This is a genomic window from Staphylococcus auricularis, assembly GCF_001500315.1.
Taxonomy (GTDB): Bacteria; Bacillota; Bacilli; order Staphylococcales; family Staphylococcaceae; genus Staphylococcus; species Staphylococcus auricularis.
Genome location: NZ_LLER01000018.1, coordinates 57161 through 77510, shown reverse-complemented (window position 1 = coordinate 77510; position 20350 = coordinate 57161). Strand labels below are relative to the sequence as shown.

Sequence of the window (20350 nt, the reverse complement as noted above, 5' to 3'; positions counted from 1 at the left end):
TATATAAATGACCATGAATGATAACGGAGGGAAATGAGATGGACGATGTTAAAGCAATATTTTTAGACATGGACGGGACGCTACTCCATGAAAATAACCAAGTTAGTTTATATACTAAAGAGGTGATTGATCAGTTACGTACACAGGGTTATAAAGTGTTTTTAGCAACGGGTCGATCACATGATGAAATTCACTATCTTGTGCCTGAACATTTTGAAGTTGATGGTATCATTAGTTCTAATGGGACATTAGGCCACACATTAGAAGGTGTACTGTTTAAACACACCTTATCTCAAGCGCAAGTGTTGGATCTCGCTCAACGCGCAAAAGCAGATGGTATTTATTACGAAGTGTTTCCTTTTGAAGGAGATCGCATCGTGTTAAACGAAGATCGTCAATGGATTGAAGCGATGATTGAAGGAGAAACTCCACCGAACCAAGTGAGTGAGAGTGAATGGTTATCACGTAAAGATGCGTTAAACGGCAAGATTAACTGGCAAGACGAGTTCTCTGGCGACGGCTATTCGAAAATATATTTGTTTGCGCCTGATTATGATAAGATTTCTGATTTTCGCAAGCAATTACAATTAGATCAAGATACATTACGTATCTCTGTGTCTAATTCATCTCGTTATAATGCAGAAACAATGGCTTATGGCATCGATAAAGGCTCAGGTATTAAAGAAATGATTGAGCACTTTGGCATCGAACAGCATGAAACGCTTGTGATTGGTGATAGTGATAATGATCGTGCGATGTTTAATTTTGGTCATTATACAGTTGCTATGAAAAATGCGCGACCTGAAGTCCAAGCTCTAGCTAAGGATATTACTTCTTTAACGAATGAAGAAGATGGGGCGGCTAAGTATCTAGCACAGAACCTATTAGGAGAAAAGTAACTGCACACGTTAAAACTAAAAAGAGTTGTTTAGACATAAAAAATGCGGGAACTGAATCGTTCCCGCATTTTAATTTATTATTACTGTTTTGGTTCATCTGATTTTGTAGTATCACGATCTGATTCTGTTACTTGTGACTCATCTACATTTGACTCTGTTTGATGGTGTGATGTTTCGTCGTTAGATGGTGTCGCATAATCTTCAGCATTTAGACCTGAGGATTGAATGTTTGAAGGACCTACTGAAGGTTGTGCTGACGTTGTGTTATCACTGCCATTTAGACGTCCATTACGGTTGAAGTATTGTACGACTGCAATGATGTTGAAGTAGTAAATTAAGATACGTACAATGACTACGATCACCATAAAGATGTTAATCAAGATTGTTGCTACGGTTTGAGAAATACCACCTGTAGAAATTACAAGGGCTTGATTAACTGGTCCATCTAAGATGAGCACGACTAAGTTAAGTAATAGGATACCGATAAAGAATTTGAACCAAGTTTTGTTTCCGTTTTTAATACCTTTGAATCCTAATTTCACATCTTTCCAAGCGCCTCTTCTTGGATCTTCTGTATATGCTGTAGTGTAGTTAACAATGACAATAGTGAAGAACCAAGTAATAATTGATTGGATGAATGCTAAGATTAACACTAAAATGACATTTAGTGTGAGTGCATAACCAATAAAGTGCTCAGATGTTGCTAGGCGTGCTTGAATTGCACTGAATAAATGAGAAACACCTAGATTAGCGAGTTGTACTACGATGTATGTAATGACACCGAGTATGACTAGGAATAATAAAGTAAATAGTGAAAGTTTTAAACTTTTAGCATATCTACCTTTTCTAAAACTAGCTATGATATCGCTAAATGAAACTTTTTCTTTATTGATTGCTTTTCGAATCGCATGAATGATGCCTGCTATTAATGGATAACCAATGAAAATGTACAGTAAGATCGGCAACAATATAGCTAAAGCAATTAATGCGATCACTTTACCAGTAATTTGCTGCATCATGAGAGATAGGACCAATGTTTGTATTGCAGCTGACACTGGAATGACAGATACAAACGCTAAAACAAATAAAATCACAAGACCAATTAACGTGATAAGTAACGTTTTGGCGTGTTGTGGTTTCATATTCTGTATAGCAAGCTTATGAAATTTAAACACTTTGCACACTCCTTTTTAGTGATATAAACACGATACCAAAAATTTTAGGATTTTAAAATAAATAGGTAGCCAAATGGCAAATAAATGTTATTATAATAAGAATGGAAATAATTTTAAAAGGGAGGTTTCATCATGAAATTCGCAGTTATCACTGATATACATGGTAACTTTGATGCTTTAGAGGCAGTATTGGATGATATTGATAGTAGAAGTAATGTCAAAAAGATTTATAACTTAGGCGATTTAGTCGGTATTGGTCATGAAACGAATAAAGTATTAGATGCTGTATTCGATAGAGATGATATGGAGATCATTGCCGGTAATCATGATGAGGCTGTGATGTCTATTATTAATGACACACCGTATCCCAAAGATTTGGAAGACAAATTTTACGAACATCATCAATGGATAGAAAGTCACATGGATGAAGATTACTACGAAGAACTTAATGCATTACCAAGAACGAGAGAACTCACAGTAGAAGGTAAGAAAGTTCTTTTCATTCATTATGAAATACCAAATGATCAATTGGAAGTATCTATTGATGAACAACCATTTAGTCCAATCGTGACACCTTCATTAGAAAATATGTCTGAACTTTTTAGTGATAAAGATGCAGATCTCATCGTGTTTGGTCACAACCACACTGTGCACATGTATGATGATAAAGAAACCATTTACTTCAACCCTGGTTCTGTAGGTTTAAACAATGGTGCTTATGCGAGCTATGGACTCGTGACGATTAATGAAAATGAATTTTCTATCGAACGTGTCAAAGTACCTTATGATAACGAAGAGTTTATTGCAGGTTTTGACGAAAAACAAGTACCAGCCAAATCGCTGATATTTGATCAATTTTTATAGACACAGCGCAACAAAACGCAGTCACGAGATACACAACAATTCAAAATGATACAAAGAAAGACGTATTGATTTATCTGCACTTCATAGAAAGGCAAAGTACGATTTGCCAAAGAAGTTGCGAGATACCAATACGTCTTTTTTAATGTATATAGAATTCATCTACATTGTCTTTAGTGGTGGTGATGATGTGCATGTTTCGTATTATTAATGACAGAACAAAACGTTTCATCACCGTGATCATGGTTGGCTGTTTCTAATTGAATGGTCATGTGTTGGATATTGCGTTTTGCGAGTTTTTGTTCGATAGATTTCAGTATCGCATCACACGCCTCAACGGTGAGCTGTGGATCGATGACCGCATGACAGCTTACTGCGTTAATCCCATTTGAAATGGTCCAGACATGACAGTCGTGTACATGTGTGACTTGAGGTTCAGATTTAATCGCATGGATGACTTGTTTAATAGATACATCTTCAGGTGTTCCTTCCATCAGTACATTAATTGAAGCGGCGATAATACCCCAACTGCTATGCAAGATAAGCAACGATACGATGATACTAATGATAGGGTCGAGGAAGTTCCATCCAGTGAGCCAAATACCCACTGCCGCTATCATTGCACCGACAGAACCTAACAGGTCACCCATCACGTGGATAAATGCACCGCGCATGTTAATGTTATGGTCTGTATCACCGCTTTTAAACATTAACCATGCCACGACGATATTCACGATTAAACCGATTAAACTGATGAGTAACATTTCTATCGATTGCACGTCTTCAGGTTCGATAAAACGCTGAATCGCTTCAATAATTATGATGATGCCCACGATGAATAAAGTCACACCATTAAATAACGCTGCTAAGATTTCAAAACGTTTGTAGCCAAATGTTTTATGAAAGGTTGCTCGTTTTTCTGAGAAGTAAAAAGCCACGAGGGCCACACCGAGTGAAACAGTATCACTCACCATATGTAAACCATCTGACATCAACGCCAAACTGTTAGAAAGAAAACCACCGATGATCTCGACAATTGTAAACGAAAGAATAATAATAAAACTGATTGCTAAAATCGTTTTATTATCTGTATGAACATGTTGATGCATGTGATTATGTTGATGATTACTCATTGTCGTCATCTCCAGTTATATTAGTGTTTAGCATGGTGTATTGCTTGATAGAGTAGGTCAGTGACGTGGTGATCGTCTACTTCGTAAATCATAGACTGACCTTGTCGTGTCGCTTTAATCAACTTGGCTTGTTTTAAGGTGCGCAGTTGATGCGAAACATTGGATTGAGTCATATCGAGTGTCGTAGAGATATAATTGACGCTCGCTGATCCTTGATTGAGTAAATGTAAAATTCTCACTCTGTTTTGATCACTGAGTGCTTTAAATATTTCAGTTACCCGTGCAAGTGTTGTTTCGTTTAACACTTGGGATTGTTTTTTCATGCTATCACCTTTTTAATATATTAATATATGTTCATATATTAATCCTTTTATTTTAGAAGGTCAAGCCTGAGAGCTAGTCGTGTTTTATAAAATGATAGCCGGGTAGAAAATGGGTAAATGATTGATGAAGGGGAGAGATATAAATGAGTATATTAGTCATAGGCGCTAATGGCGGCGTAGGTAGTAAAGTATTAGCTAAGTTACAAGCAGATGGACAAGATGTCACTGCAGGTGTGAGAAATGAAGATCAGTTGAATACTTTAAAAGACAGCGGTCGCAAAGCTGTGTTAATCGACGTAGAACACGATGATATTGAGACACTTACTGAAAAAATGAACGGTTTTGACAAGGTGCTCTTTTCTGTAGGTTCAGGTGGTAGCACAGGTGCAGACAAAACGATCATTGTAGATCTAGATGGTGCTATTAAGACGATAGAAGCAAGCAAAGCGAATAACGTTTCACAATATGTGATGGTTTCAACATTTGATTCAAGACGTCAAGCATTTGATGATAACAGCAATTTAAAACCATATACGATTGCGAAACACTATGCGGATGAATACTTGAAAGAGTCCGGACTCAATTATACGATTGTTCATCCTGGTACGTTAAAAGATGACCCAGGCAGCGGTAAGATCGAAAGCGAAGCCTTCTTTGACAAGCACGGTGAAATTAGCAGAGAAGATGTCGCTGCTGTGTTAGAAAAAGTACTTACCGATTGGCAAGGTCACAATAGTGAATTCCAAATCATTAATGGAGATACTGAAATAGACTCAGCACTTGAACCATTTAACAAATAAAATAACATTGAAAATGTGATGCCCACTAGTTATGTCTATGTGAAGACATATTTAGTGGGCTTTTATGATGGAAAATTAAATGAAGGACTATAATTATAGGAAGAGAGTTGATATAATTAGGAGAGGTATATAGCTTTATTTTAATCATGTGAAATGAACTGATATGAAGGCTATAGCTCGTAACGTAGTTGAGGTTGCTCACATCATTCACAGATTACAGAATTTTTATGATACATAAATGAGCTAAAAATCGTTTTGGAGGTGCGGTAATGCCGTTATTTTTGAAACCAGTATTACACGAAAAAGTTTGGGGCGGAAGACGACTTGAAGACTTTGGCTATCGTCTACCCAACGATCATATAGGAGAGGCATGGGCAATATCTGCACATCCAAACGGTAAGTGTGAAATTGTGAACGGTCCTTATGCCGGCCATACACTAGATCAAGTGTGGGAAGACCATCGCGAATTGTTCGGTGATTTCCCAAGCAAAGATTTTCCGCTATTAGTGAAAATGGTCGATGTCCAGTCACCACAATCTATCCAGGTGCATCCAGATGATGCTTATGCGTATGAAAATGAAAATGGACAGTACGGCAAGTCAGAAAGTTGGTACATCATTGATGCAGAGCCAGGTGCTGAAATCGTCTATGGCGTTACATCAGAGGACCGAGATGAAGCCATAGATAAGATTAAACAAGATGATTACGAAGCGGTGCTCAACAGAGTGACAGTGACACCTGGGGAATTTTATTTTATTCCTGCTGGCACGATTCATTCAATTGGAGCCGGTGTCATCGCATATGAGACAATGCAATCATCTGACGTTTCTTATCGCATCTATGACCATGACAGAGATGCAGAAGGTTTAGGTCGTGAATTAAATAAAGAAAAAGCGTTAGATGTGATTGAAACCAATCAAAGCTTAACTGCTGCTACGACAGATGTTGAATTCGTTGAAAATCACAAGCGGACGAAACTCATCGCCAATGATTTCTTTTCAATGGTGAAATGGGAAATATCAGGCACATTAAATTATATGAAACCGAGAGAATTTGTATTGATTTCAGTCATTGATGGTGGCGGAGAAGTCGTCGTTGATGGTGAGATTTATAACGTGGCGAAGGGCAGTAACTTTATATTGACGTCACATGATTTAGATACTGTGTTCGAAGGAGATTTCATTTTACTCGTGAGCTTTTTATAACATAGAGAGGAAGGGTTCATCGTGGAAAAATTTTTATACGTCGCATTGTTTTGCGGCATACTATCTGGCGGTGGTGTGTTTATGGGCATGCCTCCCTTTCCGTCAGTTGCACTGCCCATTATCATCAGTTTAATTGGGATTATATGCAGCTTGATTACGATTAAAGACAAAGATGTCAATGGCTTCTTGAAATTAGGCGGTGTGCTCATTAATATTATGCCTTTATTTGGAGCATTCACGTTAATGAGATAAAAGATAGTATTGACACATTGGATGTACAGAAATAGTGCGTTTAGCAGAATATGAGGTAGCGATGTGACAAGATTAAAAGGACTGACGTTAACAGTAACTATTGCAGTAATTGCGACATTATTAGGCATGGTTGTCCCAGTGATTGGTAGTGCCATTTTCGCTATTATCTTCGGGATGGTCGTGAATCATTTCATACGACTACCTGACTCGTTTACACCGGGGATTAAATATAGTGGTAAGAAGATTTTACATTATAGTATTATCGTCCTTGGTTTTACGCTCAGCTTTCAGGCTATCGGGGAAATAGGTTTACGCTCGTTACCTATCAACATAAGCACACTCATCGGTGCATTTTTAGTAGTGTATATGGTGATGAAATTATTGCGTCTCGATACAAAGCTCAGTATATTAATCGGTGTAGGAACTGCAATTTGTGGGGGCTCTGCCATCGCGGCAACAAGTCCTGTGATCAAGGCACGTGAATCACAAGTGGCTTATGCTATTTCAACTATTTTTCTATTTAACATCATTGCCGTGTTTATTTTCCCACCACTTGGACATTTATTACATATGAGCCAGACGGCATTCGGTTACTTTGGTGGCACCGCCATCAATGATACATCCAGTGTGGTGGCTGCGACGGCAAATTATGGAGGACATGCATTAGCGACAGGAACGATAGTGAAGCTCACGCGTACATTGATGATTGTACCAGTCGTCTTATTTTTTACATATTTGACGGTAAAGGAAGAAAGAGAACGAAATCACAGAGTTTCGATCTTTCAAATATTTCCTTGGTTTATCGTCTGGTTTGTTGTAGCCTCATTCGTAAGTACGGTGCTAAATTTCCCACCTGCATTAATTAATGTCTTTCATCACATTGCGCTCTTTTTAATTACGATTGCAATGGCAGGTATCGGGTTAACCGTAGATATGAGACAGTTTAAACAAGCAGGGATAAAGCCAGTAATATTAGGTTTGTTAACATGGTTGGTCGTGATTGTGATCAGTCTCATCATGATGAAATACATACAGCTCTTTTAAAGGGAACAGCTCATGTGAATGGTTAAAATGATAAGAAATAAAAAATTTTGTATAAAGGTAAGGGAGTATCCAAATGACAGAGGAAATCAATTATTTTTGGTTGAATTGCGGCTATAATCGTTGGGATCATCAATCGCAACTGGAAGGACAGACAACACTGTTTGAATCTGGTGCACATTTTAATCCAAGCCAAGGATTTCGTGCTTTTAAACATGCCAAAGTAGGAGATCAGGTGATATTTTACCAAGTACAGATGGATACAGGCCTCTTAGGATATGGTGAAATCACGCAAGTTCAAACAGGTGCACAAAATAAAATTCGTGTGCAGTTTGAATTAAAAAAACAGTTAAAACCGCTCACAACAGATTACTTAAAACGTAGTGAGACGTTAGAGTTTCGCATTAACAATATGAAAGAAACGTTATTTAATCAAATTACGAAAGAGGAATTTGATTTGATTGTTCAACTCGGTGAGGGTGAATCTAAAATACCGAGATATTTCTTTTTGGCTGAATCACAAGAGTTTGAACCTGAAACGAATTATACGATATATACACATACGTATAACGGTATCAAACGTAATGGCTATCATTATTATACGCAGTTAGAAGTAGGAGACCAGCTTGTGTTTTTCGATCGAAATGCCAATCAATCTGTCATTGGATTAGGCGAAGTCAGTACCCACATTCATGAAAAAGCACCGATACCTGGACGTACGAATAGCACAGCGATTGAAGTTTATTTTGAACGTGAAATTCCACCTGTGTCTCTCGCAACACTAAATCAACATCCTAAGTTGAAAAACTTATATTTTTTACAAGAAAATGCGAAACAGGCCATCGCTGGATTATCTTCAGCACAATATGAAGCTATTCTAGAGATGAGTGAAAATCAAGGCGTTAAGCCACAATTTAAAGCCGTTAAACCAAACGAACAAGTCGTTGAAAGTACTTCAGATGACATTAAACCGTTCATTTTACTCGTCGTGGACAAAAAAGAAGAAGGTCTCAAGTCTGCAGAAGATTTACTCCAATCTACTAATGCGAACCCTGTATTAACGACAGGACATCCAGACTTTAGCGAAGACATGTTATATGGTAAATATTTACCGAATGAAACGGGCGCGTTATATTACAGAGAAGGTTTCATCACAAACTTGATGCCAAGCCGAGATAAACGTTACTTAGTCATCGATAACTTTAATCGCATTGATCCTGATATTTTCCAAACGTATATTAATGTATTAGAAGGTTATGAAATGACATTGCCACGTTACAACAAAGATGGTTCCATGGTTAAATGGTCACGCAACAAAGATTCTTTCTATCATTTTAATCCGAACTGGCACATTATCGGTATTACTTATGATGATTTAGAAACGATTAAATCTAAATATTCTTCTCAGTTTTTAAAATATGCGCGTATTGTCAGAGTGAATCAAGATTAATTGAATCAATTTTATCTTAATGAGAGTGAGATATATCATAGCTATTCCAAGGTGTTCGTATGCTGAATGATACATGAGGTTATTCAAGCGTAGCACCTGGTTGAGCAGTGTATGTTATATTTCGCTCTCATTTTTGTTTGTAGGGGGATGAATTAGGTTATAGTAAGGGTGAAAGTGATGTGTTAAAGCATAAGGAGTGAATCAAGATGCCAATTATTTATTATGATGGCAATTGTGTATATTGTTTTAACTATACGATTTGGTTAATTCGTCATGGATTACCTAAGACGTATCAATTTGCGCAATTACAAGGTCGCATCGGTCAGCAGTTAGCACATAACTATCCAGAAACACAACAATATGACAGCGTGATTTTACAGGAAGGATCAGATTTTAAATATTATTCTGACGCAATCAAATCCATTTTACTTGCGCTCCCGGTCGACTATAAAGGCCTCGGTCTTGGATTATCGCTTTTTCCTAAGACAGTGAGAGATGTAGGGTACAAGACCTTTGCGAATAATAGAGATAAAATGTGGAAAACGCACTGGCAACAGGCAACACCTTATGAAGAAACATTTTATTTAGATCGAGAAGAAAATACGAACTTGAACAATTAGCGAAAGATTGAGGTATTTTAGAATGTACAGCATAACGTTTGAAGTCTGACCGTTGAGGCAATTTAGCGGTTCATACGGCATGATGGACACTAACACTTTTAGCATACGATACGCTCTGCAAATGCATGCTATTATCAATTAGATGATATGTATTATCAATTAGGGTGTAGAAAAATGTAGGTTGAATGTTAATGTGTAGTATCATCATAAAAGTATAAGTATGTTTATACAAGCCGATATGAAGCGGTATGCGTTAAGTTTCGAAGTTTCTTAAAGTTATTGCTCAAAAGGCTTTACTTTTGATAATTATTATAATATAATAGTTATTGTAAAGAACACAGATAGTGAATTAAAAATTTGAATTGGTATAAGGAGAGATTTTTAATATGGCAAATAATAGCGAAGTAGTACGCGTATTAAATCAACAAGTTGCAAACTGGACAGTGGCATTCACTAAAATTCATAACTTCCACTGGTATGTAAAAGGACCTAACTTCTTCTCACTACACGTTAAATTTGAAGAATTATATGACGAAGCAAGCCAATATATCGATGATTTAGCTGAACGTATTTTAGCAATCGGTGGTAACCCAGTTGCAACATTAAAAGAAAGCTTAGACATTTCAATCGTTGAAGAAGCAGGCAAAGGTTATACAGCTGCTCAAATGGTTGAAGAATTATCAAATGACTTCACTAACATCTCTAAACAATTAGACGAAGCAATTGAAGTTACATCTGAAGCAGAAGACGATGTAACTGAAGATATGTTTATCAGCATGCAAAATTCAGTAGATAAACATAACTGGATGTTAAAATCTTTCTTAGGTGAATAATCCATCTAAGTTAAATGAATCATATACGGTGAGTTCAATATAGCCGTAACACAAAAGTGCGGGGCAGTACCTCTATTAAAGAGGTGACTGTCCCGCTTTTTTATTGAAAAATATGTGTTTGAGACTTAAAGGCAAACTTTGTATATCAACTATCATGAAAGCGCCGACTGATGAGACACATCAATCGACGCATAATACTGGGTATATAAATCGATTATTCAGCGATTTCTAATGCAATTTCCATCATTTGTGTAAATGAAGTTTGACGTTCTTCGGGTGTTGTAGATTCATCACGAAGTAGGTGGTCACTTACAGTAAAGATGCCAAGTGCTTTTTTACCAGCAGCAGTGGCATTGAGATATAAAGCAGCTGATTCCATTTCAACACCTAGGATGCCCATACGTGTCCATGGTTCATTGAATGATTCATCAGTATTGTAGAATGTATCTGATGATAAGATGTTACCGACATGTGTTGTAGCCCCGATATCGTCTGCTTTCGCTTTAGCTTGTGTAATTAAATTAAAATCAGCTAGTGGTGCGAAGTGGCCTGGAATTTGGTATTGATCGACGTAGTTAGAATTTGTAGATGCACCTTGAGCAATGATGATGTCATAGAGGTTTACATTTTCTTGAAGTGCGCCACAAGATCCTATACGTATAATTGTTTCTACATCAAAAAAGTTAAACAATTCATATGAGTATATACCAATACTAGGAATACCCATACCTGAACCCATGACTGAGACGGGTTTACCTTTATATGTACCTGTGTAACCAAACATGTTACGGACTTCATTAAATTGAACGACGTCTTCTAAATAGTGTTCAGCGATGTATTTTGCACGGAGGGGGTCTCCTGGCATTAATACTGTTTTAGCAATTTTTGCGCCATTCGGTTGTATGTGTGGTGTACCTGTTGTCATTTGTATCGACTCCTTTAATTATTTATCAAAATAAAGATAACATTTGTTTATATTTTTTGCTAATTTTTGTAGTATTACTGTGAGGAACGTTTTAAAAAGACGAACTTTAATAAAATAAAAGACGTACTCATTTTGAAAGTACAGGAGGCAAATGATTAATGAATATCGCAAAATATATAGATCATACGTTATTAAAACCAGAAACAACACGTGAACAATTAGATCAATTGCTTGAAGAAGCTAAGCAATATGATTTTAAATCTGTGTGTATTAATCCTTCACACGTTAAATATGCAGCAGAAGCATTAAAAGATACAGATGTATTGGTGTGCACAGTGATTGGTTTCCCACTCGGAGCTACAACAACAGCGTCAAAACAATTTGAAACGGTCGATGCGATTAAAAACGGTGCGAGTGAAGTCGACATGGTCATCAACATCGGTGCGTTAAAAGACGGACGTTATGATGATGTTCAACAAGATATTGAGGGCGTCGTAACATCAGCAGAAGGACATACGGTTAAAGTGATCATTGAAACATGTTTACTTACTGATGAAGAAAAAGTTAAAGCTTGTGAATTGAGCCAAGCTGCAGGCGCTAACTTCGTGAAAACATCAACTGGTTTCGCCGGTGGAGGTGCTACCCCTGAAGATGTAAAATTAATGAAAGACACAGTAGGTGATGCATTAGAAGTGAAAGCGTCAGGTGGCGTTCGTACAGTAGAAGATTTTAATCAAATGATTGAAGCAGGTGCTACACGTATCGGTGCAAGCGCAGGTGTGAAAATTATCCAAGGGTTAGAAGCAGATACGGATTATTGATTGCACAACAAAATAAGCAATAAACGACTACATCTTCATGTGACGTGACTGCGTCTAAGATGAGACGTTTGAAGGAGGCAACAATGATGAGAATGGTTGATATCATTGAGAAAAAACGAGACGGTAAAGCATTAACCAAAGAGGAAATCGAATTCTTTATTGAAGGCTATACGCAGGGAGATATTCCTGATTACCAAGCTTCTAGTCTAGCGATGGCGATCTTTTTCCAAGACATGGATGATGAAGAACGTGCGACTTTAACGATGGCGATGGTTAATTCAGGAGACTATATTGATTTATCTCACATCAAAGGCGTCAAGGTAGATAAACACTCCACAGGGGGTGTCGGCGATACGACTACACTGGTACTCGCACCACTTGTAGCGTCTGTAGGTGTGCCCGTCGCGAAAATGAGTGGTCGTGGATTAGGCCATACGGGGGGTACGATTGATAAATTAGAATCCATCGAAGGTTTCCATGTAGAAATTTCTGAAGATCAATTCACACAACTCGTGAATGATGATCGTATTGCAGTCATCGGTCAAACAGGTAACCTCACGCCAGCTGATAAAAAATTATACGCCTTACGTGATGTGACAGGTACAGTTAATTCAATTCCACTCATTGCTTCATCGATTATGAGTAAGAAAATTGCTGCGGGTGCAGATGCGATTGTTTTAGATGTGAAAACCGGTAACGGCGCATTTATGAAAACGGTCGAGGATGCAGAAGCCCTCGCACAAGCGATGGTACGTATCGGTAATCAGGTGGGCCGTCAAACGATGGCGATCATTTCAGATATGAGTCAACCATTAGGGCACGCCATCGGTAACGCTTTAGAAGTTAAAGAAGCGATCGCCACTTTACGTGGTGAAGGACCTAAGGATTTAACAGAGCTCGTATTAACATTGGGTGCACAAATGGTCGTTTTAGGCCAACAAGCAGCGACCATTGATGAGGCACGCAACTTGTTAGAACAAGCGATAGAGGATGGTCGTGCGTTAGATAAATTCAAAACCTTCATCTCTAATCAAGGCGGTGATCCGTCAGTCGTAGATGATGTATCTCGTTTGCCTCATGCACAATATCAATACGAACTTGCGGCACCACGCACAGGGGTTGTCACTGAAATTGTGGCAAACGAATTAGGTATTGCCTCTATGATGTTAGGCGCAGGAAGAAAGACGAAAGAAGACGAGATCGACTTAAGCGTTGGACTTGTGTTAAATAAAAAAGTTGGAGACAATGTGAACGAAGGTGAATCGTTGTTGACCATCTATAGTAACCAAGAAGAGATAGAAGAGGTTAAACAAAAACTGCTAGATAATATAACAATATCTGACAGTGGTGACGCACCCACATTGATATATAAAATGATTACAGAGTAGGGAGAGTTTGACATGACAACACTATTTAAACGCGTACATTTAATTGTAATGGATTCAGTAGGTATTGGCGAAGGCCCTGACGCAGAAGCGTTTGGTGACGAAGGAAGTCATACATTAAAACACACGTTAGAAGGTTTTTCAGAAACATTACCTAACTTAGAGCGTCTAGGACTTGGGAACATAGAAACTTTACCAGTGGTTTCATCCGTGGATGCACCACAAGCGTTTTACACAAAATTAAGTGAAGCATCTGTTGGTAAAGATACAATGACAGGTCATTGGGAAATCATGGGCTTAAATATTATGCAACCATTTAAAGTGTATCCTAATGGCTTTCCAGATGAACTCGTACAAGAAATTGAAGCGATGACTGGCCGTAAAGTTGTGGCTAACCGTCCTGCATCTGGTACGCAGATTATAGAGGAGTGGGGCGAACATCAGATGAAAACGGGTGATCTGATTGTTTATACTTCAGCTGACCCTGTTTTACAAATCGCAGCACATGAAGATGTCATCCCGTTAGAAGAGCTCTATGACATTTGTGAAAAAGTAAGAGAGTTAACGAAAGATCCTAAATATCTGATTGGTCGTATTATTGCACGTCCTTATGTAGGTGAACCAGGTAACTTCACACGTACCTCTAATCGCCATGACTATGCGCTCAAACCATTTGGTCGTACAGTGATGAACGAGTTGAAAGATGCTGGCTATGATGTCATTGCCTTAGGTAAAATCAATGATATATATGATGGTGAAGGTGTGACTGAAGCGATCCGTACGAAAGACAACATGGACGGTATGGATCAATTAATACAAACCGTAAAACGTGACTTCAGCGGTTTAAGTTTCTTAAATCTCGTTGACTTTGATGCGAAATATGGTCATCGTCGTGACAAACCTGGATATGCGCAAGCATTGAAAGACTTTGATAATCGCTTACCAGAACTCATAGACGCATTACAAGAAGATGACTTAGTGATTATCACTGCAGACCACGGTAATGACCCAATTGCAGAAGGTACAGATCATACGCGTGAATACATTCCAGTCTTGATGTTCAGTCCGAAAATCAATCAATATCATGCGTTATCACAAGATACAACATTTAGTTCTATCGGTGCGACGATAGCAGATAATTTTGGCGTCACATTGCCAGAGTTTGGTTCAAGTTATCTCGCTGAAATGGGAGAACGAGAATGATGAAATTGTTACGCATGTTTATAGCAGCGATTTTTACTGGCGCTGGCATATTACACTTTACCAATGAGTCAGGCTTTAGAAAAATCGTACCGCATTACTTACCATTACGTAAAACGGCTGTATTGATTACTGGCGTATTCGAAATTATATTTGGCTTGACTTTATTTATAAGAAGACCCGGTCAAACTATGAAAAATGCGATGAATGCTTTCTTATTAGCTGTATTTCCTGCTAATATTTACATGGCGAGAAAGCAAGTGGCATTAGGTGAGTTACATTTACCTAAATGGATCTTATATGCGCGCTTGCCACTACAATTTGTATTAATGAAAATCATTAAAGCATTATAAAAAGAAAAAAAGCCTTATCCTAATGACGAGCTAAGACATATGATGTCATGATTACTCGCTATAGGATAAGGCTTTTTTGATAGTTAGAAGATATTATTCTCCTGTACCGTAAATATCATGCCATTGATCACGATGATCTAAAAAGTCTTGTGCAATGGCTTTTGCACCGTCTAATGAGTGGCTTGCTGCCCAACCACATTGTACTTCATTACATGCAGGGACTTCAGTCGCATTTAAGACATCGTTAAGTGTTTGTTCAACGATATTTAATACGTCATCGTAGTCATCATGGTTGATGAAAGAAACGTAGAAACCTGTTTGACAACCCATTGGACTTAAATCGACAACTTTGTCAGTATGGTTTCTGATATTTTCAGCCATTAAATGTTCAAGTGAATGAAGTCCTGGCATATCCATGTGTGCTTTGTTCGGTTGTTTAAAGCGAATATCATATTTGTGAATTGTATCGCCATTTAATCCTTCTACTGTACCTGCTAAGCGAATAAATGGTGCTACAACTTTAGTGTGGTCTAAGTTAAAGCTTTCAACGTTCATTTTTGTCATGTCTAACCCTCCTAAGTTCAATCCTACCGTCATTGTATCAATTGCTATACACTTTTACAATTTCACTAACCCCATGCGATAGATACATTTTAGCTTAAATAACAGAAAATTGTTGCAAAAACGAGTATATCCGATAAAATAGGTAATAATTAAAAATACACAAGTAACCAACTTTAAAGCGACATATTTAATAATAATTTAACAACATTGTGTACGTTTGTAAAAGAGTAATAATATATGGAGATTAAGCAATTTATCTTAGATTTTATAGATAATCAGCGATCTGATTACATTTTGATGAGCCATCGCATTCACCAACGTCCAGAATTAGGAAACGAAGAAATTTTTGCTTCAAGGACACTGAGTGAACAATTAAGTAATCATGGTTTTGAGGTGGAGACGGATATAGCGAGTCATGGTACTGGATTTATTGCCCGTTATGACTCTGGTAAAGAGGGACCTAATATCGGCTTTTTAGCAGAATATGATGCATTACCTGGTTTAGGACATGCTTGTGGTCACAATATTATCGGCACGACGAGTATTTTAGCAGGGATTGCATTATCTAAAGTCATTGATGATTTGGGTGGACAAGTGATTGTGTATGGTTGTCCAGCTGAAGAAGGTGGAGAGAACGGCAGTGCGAAAGCCTCATATGTCAAAGCGGATATTTTCGATGATTTGGATGTAGCTCTCATGGTACATCCAGGTAATGAAACGTACGTGACTGGGCCGACACTAGCTGTAGATGTCTTGGATATTAAATTTTACGGAAAAAGTGCTCACGCCTCTGAAAATGCACCATAAGCACGCAATGCATTAGATGCGATGATTTCTTACTTTAACGGTGTCGCACAACTGAGACAACACATCAAAGAGAACCAACGCGTACACGGCATCATTATCAATGGAGGCAGTGCTGCAAATATTATACCGGATTTCACGCATGCACGATTCTATACACGTGCGACATCGCGTGAAGAGCTCGACATACTCACAGACCGTGTAAGACAAATTGCAAAAGGGGCTGCACTTCAAACCGGATGTGATTTTGAATTTGCGCCGATACAAAACGGCGTCAACGAATTTATCATCACGCCCAAATTGGATGATCTATTTCGTAAATATGCAATTGAAATGGGAGAACGTGTGGTTGATGAAGACTTTGGTTACGGTTCGACTGATACTGGGAACGTCAGTCATGTCGTACCAACGATCCATCCACATATCAAGATAGGCTCACGTAATCTCGTGGGCCATACCCATCGTTTTAGAGAAGCAGCTGCAAGTGTACAAGGGGCCGAAGCTTTAATTAACGGCGCTAAAATACTCGCGCTAATGGGTCTAGAATTAATCAGCAATCCAACGTTACTCGCTGAAATTCAGGCCGAGCACCAACAAATAAAGGGGAATTAGTATGACAGAACTTCGGGGATTACATCCTAAACTAACGTTAAGTGACTTATACGATAGCAATGTCGTTTATACATCGAGACCATCTTATACTTCTAATCCATGGCTTGAACCAGCCGAACATCAATCTAATTTTTTGACGGGACGTGAATTGTTAATCGCAAATCAGATGCCAGTCATCGTACATGAAGCGAGTGTTACTGATAAATTATCACAATTATTTGACGCAATTGGCTTCTCAATACCTGATTCGATTTATCGTTTTCACGATCAAGAGAGTTATGAATCCTTAATCCAACGTCTTGCTTTGAATGAGGATAAAAAGATTTATTTCCAATATGTGCATGGGGACGAAGTGCTAGATGCAGCCCATTATGCGTTAAATAAAGAAACGTTTATCGCATTAAATAATAAAGCGCGGATTGAAGAATGGACAGGAGGACGTTATCTACCACGCCGTCAAATTGTCACGCTTGAAGACTTTGATGGTGTTATTAAAGAGTGGGATTTTCCATTTGTATTAAAACCAGGAGACGATCTTCCTACTGCGGGTGGCTATGGTGTGATGATTTGTTATGACGAAGCGGATCTGGAAAAAGCATCACGACGCATTCACCAAGCTGAAGAAGCGACCCAACATATCATTATTGAACAAAAAGTAGAAGCGGTGGCGAACTATTGTGTGCAGTATGCCTATAGTGATGAATTAGGACTACAGTATTTAAGGACTGCAGAACAATTAACCGATCGATATGGTTTTTATAAAGGCAATCAGAATGTGAAAGACGTCCCTCAAAATGTGATTGATGCAGGACGTGAAATCATGGAATTGGGTGTTGAACAAGGATTCTTTGGCGTAGCAGGATTTGATTTACTGCTCGACGATCAAGATGAAGTTTACGCCATTGATCTCAACTTTAGACAAAATGGTTCGACGAGTATGTTACTACTCGAACCGGAACTCAATGAGGGTTATCACAAGTTTTATAGTTATATTTCGCCATGTGATAATACACACTTCTTTGAAACGATCTTAAAATATGTGAAACAACACGTGCTGTTCCCGCTTTCTTACTATGACGGCGAATGGTATACCTCAGAAGAAGTACCGTCGCGTTTTGGATGTATTTGGCATGCATCTAGTAAAGAAGAAGTGGAACAGCTCGAAGCACAATTTTTAGCCGAACTCGAGGGATGAGCAGTGCGCTTCATCGTCTTTTAAGACAATCTCTTTTCAAAAAAAGAGTTTCTTTCACAGGTTTCAGTGGTTTGACAGTAATGTTTAATTTTTGAATCCATCGTCACTTAAACCCTCGTGTCAAACGATGTTGTTTGACTACCATATAGGAGTCATATATATTGTTAATTGCATACAAATTTATGAAACGAGGGTTAAATTATGTCGTATAAAGAACAGTCATTTTTTCGTGATATACTGGTAACAGAAATCTTTTACATCGCTACAAAAGACAAAAAAATGATTCGCGCTAAAGATTCAGACTACATTTGCGCATGGTCTGATCGTGATTTAGCAGAAAGTTATTTAAAAGATGCACAAGTGCCTTATGACAAGATTCATGAAATGGATATCGATCGTTTTGCGACGTATGAAGTAGATGAGGTCTTTGATAAAGGGGATCATGTGTTAATTAATCCTTCAGCTGACGAAGAAGGGACACAAATTGATATTGTAGAAGTCACTGAAGAATTAATGACTGAATTAGATAACATCCGTGTGAAAGAATTCGCCAAAGATGTTGCGAAAGAAGATTCAGTATACGGTTTAACACGTAAAGATGAAAACCACTTCATCATGATTGGTGATAAACCAGATGAAAAACCACACATCATGCCTGTTTGGAGTATCCGTAACAGAGCAGCAAAAGTGCGTGACCATGACTTTGAAGAATGTGAAGTTATTGAAATTGAAGGAGAAGTCTTTGCGGAATGGTTAGATGAACTCCGTGATGATGATAATGCGGTTGGCGTCGACTTAAAAGCTGGGGTCGTTGGAACAGTCGTATCTGCCCAAACTTTAGCAGATGAAATGTATTAATCTATCATAAATAAAAGAGTAGGATAGAAACCTTGTTCTTATAAACAGGTTTTCATCCTACTCTTTTTTAGATTTAAGCGTTTAGATAAATCGTACCGAGGGCACCAGAAAAAGCACCATGGTCAATATAATATGGTTTGCAACCACGTAAGATCGTATAATCTTCAACGACTTTCCGTAATAATGAATCATTGTGGAATGAAGATCCAATATAAACGACATTTTCAGTTTGATATTCGCGTGCAACGGTGATGGACATTGTTGTGACAACTTCACCTACGACACCTACGACAGAAGCAAGTTTATCTGCATCAGAAAAATCTTCATCCATATGTTGCATGACATGAGCAAAGTTTGCGGCAGTTAAGTCACCTGAAATAGGTGGTTCTGAATCTTTATAAATGTGTTTCACTTTTAAATCTATTAATTCTCGATCACCTTGTTGTGCTGTATCAGTCAGTGTTTTGTAGTCTTTGATACCAGTGAGTAAGAATCCTAAACCTTGAATCATACCGCCACCTGTACCGATGCCACCGACACGTTGTTGTTTAGTGCCATCATAATAGTGGATCGAAGTCCCTGTACCGACATTTGAGAAAATATAATCATCGAGATAGTAACCTTGTTCTTCTAATAAGATATGTAATCCTTTTGCAGCTGCGTCGAATTCTACAAATGTATTCGCGTCTTGTTTGAGTTGATCTTTGATGACGCCTGCATTACCTCCTGTTAAGCTAATGGATTCAAAGGTTTCACTATTTAACCATTGAATGACTTCATCGATATTTGTTGTTAAAGTTGTTTCATAACTCCGTTCATTATCTTGGACTTTGACGATTTTAATTAATGTCCCACCTGCGTCAATGCCTACTTTCATGACTAGACCACTCCTAAATAATTTTAAACCATACAATAGGTTGCAAAGATATTAAGTTAAATCAATATTATATTAACGAAAGAGGAGTCCTAATGTAAAGATTTTCGTAAGCGCTTTACTACCTGATACCACTTAAATCTAATCGCGCACAATCATAAAAACGC

General features: G+C 38.0%; 21 protein-coding genes and 1 pseudogene. 16 read left to right on the top strand and 6 right to left on the bottom strand.

Annotated features, from left to right (window positions below; translation table 11 throughout):
- Positions 1-38 precede the first annotated feature (38 nt).
- On the top strand, positions 39-899 hold the full coding sequence (locus APS80_RS08955) for an HAD family hydrolase (RefSeq protein ID WP_059107928.1): 861 nt from the start codon (positions 39-41) through the stop codon (positions 897-899).
- Between the two features lie 80 nt (positions 900-979).
- On the opposite strand, the gene APS80_RS08950 is transcribed toward APS80_RS08955, so the two are convergent.
- Complete coding sequence (locus tag APS80_RS08950) at positions 980-2074, bottom strand: DUF975 family protein (protein WP_083498197.1); 1095 nt, start codon at positions 2072-2074, stop codon at positions 980-982.
- Between the two features lie 132 nt (positions 2075-2206).
- Here APS80_RS08950 and APS80_RS08945 point away from each other — a divergent pair, with 132 nt between their 5' ends.
- Positions 2207-2938 carry a metallophosphoesterase family protein gene (locus APS80_RS08945; RefSeq protein WP_059107927.1) on the top strand — a complete coding sequence of 244 codons (732 nt, stop codon included), beginning with the start codon at positions 2207-2209 and terminating at the stop codon, positions 2936-2938.
- Positions 2939-3108: 170 nt separating this feature from the next.
- Here APS80_RS08945 and APS80_RS08940 read toward each other — a convergent pair whose 3' ends face one another.
- Positions 3109-4077: a cation diffusion facilitator family transporter gene (locus tag APS80_RS08940; protein ID WP_059107926.1), complete on the bottom strand. Its 969-nt coding sequence runs from the start codon at positions 4075-4077 to the stop codon at positions 3109-3111.
- An 11-nt stretch (positions 4078-4088) separates the two neighbouring features.
- A complete protein-coding gene (locus APS80_RS08935) occupies positions 4089-4391 on the bottom strand; it encodes an ArsR/SmtB family transcription factor (RefSeq protein WP_059107925.1) in 303 nt (100 codons plus the stop codon).
- 143 nt (positions 4392-4534) lie between these two features.
- On the opposite strand from APS80_RS08935, the gene APS80_RS08930 reads away from it, so the two are divergent.
- From APS80_RS08930 to APS80_RS08900, 7 genes are all read left to right on the top strand, one after another.
- Positions 4535-5191, top strand: coding sequence for an SDR family oxidoreductase (locus tag APS80_RS08930; protein WP_059107924.1), 657 nt, complete (start codon positions 4535-4537; stop codon positions 5189-5191).
- Positions 5192-5460: 269 nt separating this feature from the next.
- Positions 5461-6396: a type I phosphomannose isomerase catalytic subunit gene (locus APS80_RS08925; RefSeq protein ID WP_059107923.1), complete on the top strand. Its 936-nt coding sequence runs from the start codon at positions 5461-5463 to the stop codon at positions 6394-6396.
- 21 nt (positions 6397-6417) lie between these two features.
- A complete protein-coding gene (locus tag APS80_RS08920) occupies positions 6418-6648 on the top strand; it encodes a hypothetical protein (RefSeq protein ID WP_059107922.1) in 231 nt (76 codons plus the stop codon).
- Positions 6649-6711: 63 nt separating this feature from the next.
- Complete coding sequence (locus tag APS80_RS08915) at positions 6712-7692, top strand: YeiH family protein (RefSeq protein ID WP_059107921.1); 981 nt, start codon at positions 6712-6714, stop codon at positions 7690-7692.
- A 73-nt stretch (positions 7693-7765) separates the two neighbouring features.
- Positions 7766-9139 carry an EVE domain-containing protein gene (locus tag APS80_RS08910; RefSeq protein WP_059107920.1) on the top strand — a complete coding sequence of 458 codons (1374 nt, stop codon included), beginning with the start codon at positions 7766-7768 and terminating at the stop codon, positions 9137-9139.
- A 206-nt stretch (positions 9140-9345) separates the two neighbouring features.
- On the top strand, positions 9346-9759 hold the full coding sequence (locus tag APS80_RS08905) for a thiol-disulfide oxidoreductase DCC family protein (protein ID WP_059107919.1): 414 nt from the start codon (positions 9346-9348) through the stop codon (positions 9757-9759).
- A gap of 386 nt (positions 9760-10145) precedes the next feature.
- Positions 10146-10592 carry a Dps family protein gene (locus tag APS80_RS08900; protein WP_059107918.1) on the top strand — a complete coding sequence of 149 codons (447 nt, stop codon included), beginning with the start codon at positions 10146-10148 and terminating at the stop codon, positions 10590-10592.
- Between the two features lie 214 nt (positions 10593-10806).
- Here the strand turns inward: APS80_RS08900 and deoD are convergent, their stop codons facing one another.
- Positions 10807-11517 (bottom strand): purine-nucleoside phosphorylase, encoded by a 711-nt coding sequence (deoD, locus tag APS80_RS08895; RefSeq protein ID WP_059107917.1) that lies wholly within the window; start codon positions 11515-11517, stop codon positions 10807-10809.
- Positions 11518-11675: 158 nt separating this feature from the next.
- Here deoD and deoC point away from each other — a divergent pair, with 158 nt between their 5' ends.
- From deoC to APS80_RS08875, 4 genes are all read left to right on the top strand, one after another.
- On the top strand, positions 11676-12338 hold the full coding sequence (deoC, locus tag APS80_RS08890; protein WP_059107916.1) for a deoxyribose-phosphate aldolase: 663 nt from the start codon (positions 11676-11678) through the stop codon (positions 12336-12338).
- An 86-nt stretch (positions 12339-12424) separates the two neighbouring features.
- Complete coding sequence (locus tag APS80_RS08885) at positions 12425-13726, top strand: pyrimidine-nucleoside phosphorylase (protein WP_059107915.1); 1302 nt, start codon at positions 12425-12427, stop codon at positions 13724-13726.
- Between the two features lie 12 nt (positions 13727-13738).
- On the top strand, positions 13739-14926 hold the full coding sequence (gene deoB / locus APS80_RS08880; protein WP_059107914.1) for a phosphopentomutase: 1188 nt from the start codon (positions 13739-13741) through the stop codon (positions 14924-14926).
- Entirely contained in the window at positions 14926-15276 is a 351-nt protein-coding gene (locus APS80_RS08875) for a DoxX family protein (RefSeq protein WP_059107938.1), read from the top strand. The genes deoB and APS80_RS08875 overlap by 1 nt, the downstream gene beginning before the upstream one ends.
- Positions 15277-15369: 93 nt before the next feature.
- Here APS80_RS08875 and APS80_RS08870 read toward each other — a convergent pair whose 3' ends face one another.
- Positions 15370-15840: an S-ribosylhomocysteine lyase gene (locus APS80_RS08870; protein WP_059107913.1), complete on the bottom strand. Its 471-nt coding sequence runs from the start codon at positions 15838-15840 to the stop codon at positions 15370-15372.
- 237 nt (positions 15841-16077) lie between these two features.
- On the opposite strand from APS80_RS08870, the pseudogene APS80_RS08865 reads away from it, so the two are divergent.
- The 3 genes and pseudogenes from APS80_RS08865 to APS80_RS08855 all read left to right on the top strand — a co-directional run bounded on the left by APS80_RS08865 (position 16078) and on the right by APS80_RS08855 (position 19309).
- A pseudogene (locus APS80_RS08865) lies at positions 16078-17256 on the top strand (M20 family metallopeptidase).
- Position 17257: 1 nt separating this feature from the next.
- Positions 17258-18451: an L-aspartate--L-methionine ligase LdmS gene (ldmS, locus tag APS80_RS08860; RefSeq protein ID WP_059107912.1), complete on the top strand. Its 1194-nt coding sequence runs from the start codon at positions 17258-17260 to the stop codon at positions 18449-18451.
- Positions 18452-18652: 201 nt separating this feature from the next.
- Complete coding sequence (locus APS80_RS08855) at positions 18653-19309, top strand: DUF2750 domain-containing protein (RefSeq protein ID WP_059107911.1); 657 nt, start codon at positions 18653-18655, stop codon at positions 19307-19309.
- A gap of 73 nt (positions 19310-19382) precedes the next feature.
- Here APS80_RS08855 and coaW read toward each other — a convergent pair whose 3' ends face one another.
- Complete coding sequence (gene coaW / locus APS80_RS08850; RefSeq protein WP_059107910.1) at positions 19383-20186, bottom strand: type II pantothenate kinase; 804 nt, start codon at positions 20184-20186, stop codon at positions 19383-19385.
- Positions 20187-20350 lie beyond the last annotated feature (164 nt).